Below are 3,391 nucleotides of genomic sequence, written 5' to 3'. Positions count from 1 at the left end.
CTTACCGATCCGTACTTCATGGACAAGGATCTGACCCTCGGCTTTGAACTCTACAAGACCACCCGCGAGTGGGATGATTTCAGCCGCGATGCGACCGGTGGGGCCCTCAAGCTGGGACTTCCGGTCTACGATGACTATTCGCGGGCTCTGTTCGTGTATCGTTTCGAAATGAAAGATATTTACGATGTAGATATATGGGCAAGTAACGATATCAAAGAGGAAGAAGGTCGTTCGACCCTCTCGTCGATCACCAGTTCCTTGATCCGCGATACTACCGACAATCGCCTGGATCCCTCCAACGGCGCCCGTCTTGAGGGGTCATGGGAATTAGCTGGACTTGGTGGGGACGAGAAATTTAGCAAATACATTGCTGATTATCGGCGGTTCTGGCCTCTTGGTTTGGGCGGAGTGGTCTTCTCGGCCCACGGGCAGGTTGGTTATGCTCAAGAAATCGCCGGGGAGAAGATTCCTTTGGATGAGCGCTTCTATCTCGGTGGCATCAATACCCTGCGCGGTTTTGAGCCTAGAGAGGTTGGCCCTTACGACAAAGCCAATGATGATTACACCGGTGGGGACACAGAAGCGTTTGCTAATTTTGAGATGATTTTCCCCCTGTCGAAAGAGATTGGTCTCAAGGGGGTAACCTTCTTTGATATCGGCAATGCCTGGGACAGTAAAGGGGGCGAATACGATGTGTTCACCGAGTGGCGCTACAGCGTTGGTGCCGGGATTCGCTGGCTCAGCCCGCTCGGTCCGCTGCGCATTGAGTGGGGTTACAATCTTGATCCTTACGAGTGGGAAGATAACTCCCGGCTCGACTTCATGATCGGCCGCTTTTTCTGATTTTACTCATTTCCGCATTCATACCTGAGTGCGTAAACCAATCTCAACCAGGGGAGAGAAGGGTATCAATATGAAAAAAATGATGGTTCTGGCTTGCGTCCTGTCGTTCCTACTGTGTGCTTCCGTTGCCGTGGCCGCGGAGATGAAGATCGGTTATGTTGACCTGCAAAAGGCGCTCAATATGTCGTCTTCCGGCAAAGCTGCTAAGGAGAAGATGAAGGCCAAGTTCAAGGATTATGATGCCGATGTGCAGAAGAAGCAGGATGAGTTGAAAAAGCTTAAGGACGACCTGGAGAAGCAGGCCATGCTTCTTTCCACTGAGGCCCGGGCGGCTAAGGAACGTGATTATCAGCAAAAAGTGAAAGATTATCAGCGGATGACTAAGGACATCCAGGAGGAATTGCAGCAGGCTGATCAGGACTACACCCGCAAGATCCTCGAGGAGATCTTCAAGGTTGTGCAGTCTCTCAGCAAGCAGGAAGGTTATACCCTGGTCCTGGAAAAAACTGAAAGTTCGATTCTCTATGCCAGCGACTCCATTGACCTGACGGATCGTGTCATCCAGACCTACGACAAACAGAGCGGGAAGTAATTGCATGCCGCTTGGAGCTGTTACACTCGGCGACCTCGCCACCCTGGTCGGTGGAGAGGTCAGTGGCGAGGCGAATATATCGATCCGCGGTGTAGCGCCGCTCGATCGGGCCGGTGCCGGTGACATCAGCTTTCTGGCCAATCCGAAATACCGCAGCCAGTTGGAGCAGACTACCGCGGCCGCGGTAATTGTTCATCCGTCCCTTGCAGGGGCAATCGAACGGCCGTTGCTGCTTGTTAAAAATCCCTATCTGGCTTTTGCCAGAATTCTGACTCATTTTCACCCTGGCCCATGTCTGCCGCAAGGTGTGCTTCCGGGGGCTGTGGTTGATTCGTCGGCGATCATCGATCCGATGGCGACCGTCTGTGCGGGTTGTGTCGTCAGTGCCGGGGTGAGAATTGCGGCTGGAGTGGTTCTGCATCCGGGCGTACAGGTCTACCCCGACGCCGAAATTGGCGCAGATTCCGTCATCCACGCCGGGGTGGTGATTCGTGAACGCTGTGTTCTCGGCCAGCGGGTGATTGTGCAGCCGAACGCGGTGATCGGTTCCGATGGCTTCGGTTTTGCTCCGGATGGTCAGCGCTACGTCAAGATTCCACAGGTCGGCCGGGTTGTCATCGAGGATGACGTGGAAATTGGTGCCTGCACCTGCATCGACCGTGGGACCCTCGGCGACACCGTCATCAGGCGTGGCAGCAAGATCGACAATCTAGTGCAGATTGCGCACAACGCCCAGATCGGCGAAGACTGTATATTTGTGGCTCAGGTTGGTATCTCCGGTAGTACTGAAATCGGTCGTCATTGTACCTTTGGTGGTCAGTCGGCAACCAGCGGCCACCTCAAGGTCGGCGATAACGTAACGATTGCTGCGCGCGGTGGAGTCAGTAACAACGTCGATGCCAACCAGGTGATGGCCGGTTTCCCGCTGATGCCACATCGCGAGTGGCTTAAGATGGCCACGACCATGACCCATCTGGCGGATATGCGTCGCGAAATGCAACAGATGCGTCAGCGTTTGCAAACTCTGGAACAACAACTTGTTAAGGAGAATGATTGACATGGAGTTGAATGTCCTTGAAGTCATGAAATATCTGCCGCATCGCTATCCTTTTTTGCTGGTCGACCGGATCGTCGAATTCGAAAAAGGGAGCAAAATTGTCGGTGTCAAAAATGTCACCATCAATGAACCGTTCTTCCAGGGACATTTCCCGGGGCATCCGATCATGCCCGGCGTACTGATTCTTGAAGCCATGGCTCAGGTGGGTGGAGTTTACTCTCATCTGGCGGGAGAGGTTGAAGCTGGACGTGTCCCTTACTTTGTCGGCATTGACCAGGCGCGGTTCCGCAAACCAGTGCTGCCTGGTGATGTGCTGCGTCTGGAATTGACCCTGGTTAATGTCAGACGCGGCATCTATACTTTTTCTGGTAAAGGTTTTGTCGATGGCAAACTGGTGGCCGAGGCCGAACTGAAGGCCACATTCGCAGCGGCAGGCTAACTATGATCCACGCCACAGCCATCATTCATCCTTCGGCACAACTTGACGAAAACGTTTCGGTCGGCCCGTACAGCATTATCGGTGAAGATGTTAAAATTGGCGCCGGCACCCAGATCGGTCCTCATGTGGTCATCGAGCGCTGGACCGAGATTGGTCGCGACAATCAAATTCTCCAGTTTGCTTCTGTTGGTGCCGGTCCTCAGGATCTCAAATACAAGGGCGAGGAGACCCGGTTGATCATCGGCGACCGCAACCGGGTACGTGAGTTCGCGACCCTGCACCGCGGCACCGTCGATGGCGGCGGCGTCACCACCGTCGGTAGCGACAACCTGTTCATGGCCTATGCGCACGTGGCTCACGACTGCATCGTGCACAACCGGATCGTTATGGCCAACGCCGCCACTCTGGCTGGACATGTCGAGGTCGAGGACAATGCGATTCTCGGTGGGCTGGTAGCCGT

General features: G+C 54.3%; 5 protein-coding genes. All 5 read left to right on the top strand.

Going from position 1 to position 3,391, the window contains the following annotated elements:
* Nucleotides 1-843, top strand: an 843-nt coding sequence (locus Q7J88_RS01770) for a BamA/TamA family outer membrane protein (RefSeq protein WP_303720433.1), incomplete at its 5' end; no start/stop codon positions are given.
* A 70-nt stretch (nt 844-913) separates the two neighbouring features.
* Nucleotides 914-1,435, top strand: coding sequence for an OmpH family outer membrane protein (locus Q7J88_RS01765; RefSeq protein WP_303720432.1), 522 nt, complete (start codon nt 914-916; stop codon nt 1,433-1,435).
* A gap of 4 nt (nt 1,436-1,439) precedes the next feature.
* Nucleotides 1,440-2,492, top strand: coding sequence for a UDP-3-O-(3-hydroxymyristoyl)glucosamine N-acyltransferase (gene lpxD, locus Q7J88_RS01760; RefSeq protein WP_303720431.1), 1,053 nt, complete (start codon nt 1,440-1,442; stop codon nt 2,490-2,492).
* On the top strand, nt 2,488-2,931 hold the full coding sequence (gene fabZ / locus Q7J88_RS01755; RefSeq protein WP_369681946.1) for a 3-hydroxyacyl-ACP dehydratase FabZ: 444 nt from the start codon (nt 2,488-2,490) through the stop codon (nt 2,929-2,931). Before lpxD ends, fabZ begins: the two co-directional genes overlap by 5 nt.
* Before the next feature lie 2 nt (nt 2,932-2,933).
* On the top strand, nt 2,934-3,391 hold a 458-nt coding region (gene lpxA / locus Q7J88_RS01750; protein ID WP_303720429.1), incomplete at its 3' end, for an acyl-ACP--UDP-N-acetylglucosamine O-acyltransferase.

The organism is Malonomonas rubra (genome assembly GCF_003247215.1).
GTDB lineage: Bacteria > Desulfobacterota > Desulfuromonadia > Desulfuromonadales > Geopsychrobacteraceae > Malonomonas > Malonomonas rubra_A.
This window is presented reverse-complemented; position numbering and strand designations above follow the sequence as displayed.

What these genes read in the sequence shown, in the direction of transcription:
- Q7J88_RS01765 (WP_303720432.1), top strand. Translation starts at nt 914, where the DNA reads ATGAAAAAAATGATGGTTCTGGCTTGCGTCCTGTCGTTCCTACTGTGT.
- lpxD (WP_303720431.1), top strand. Translation starts at nt 1,440, where the DNA reads ATGCCGCTTGGAGCTGTTACACTCGGCGACCTCGCCACCCTGGTCGGT.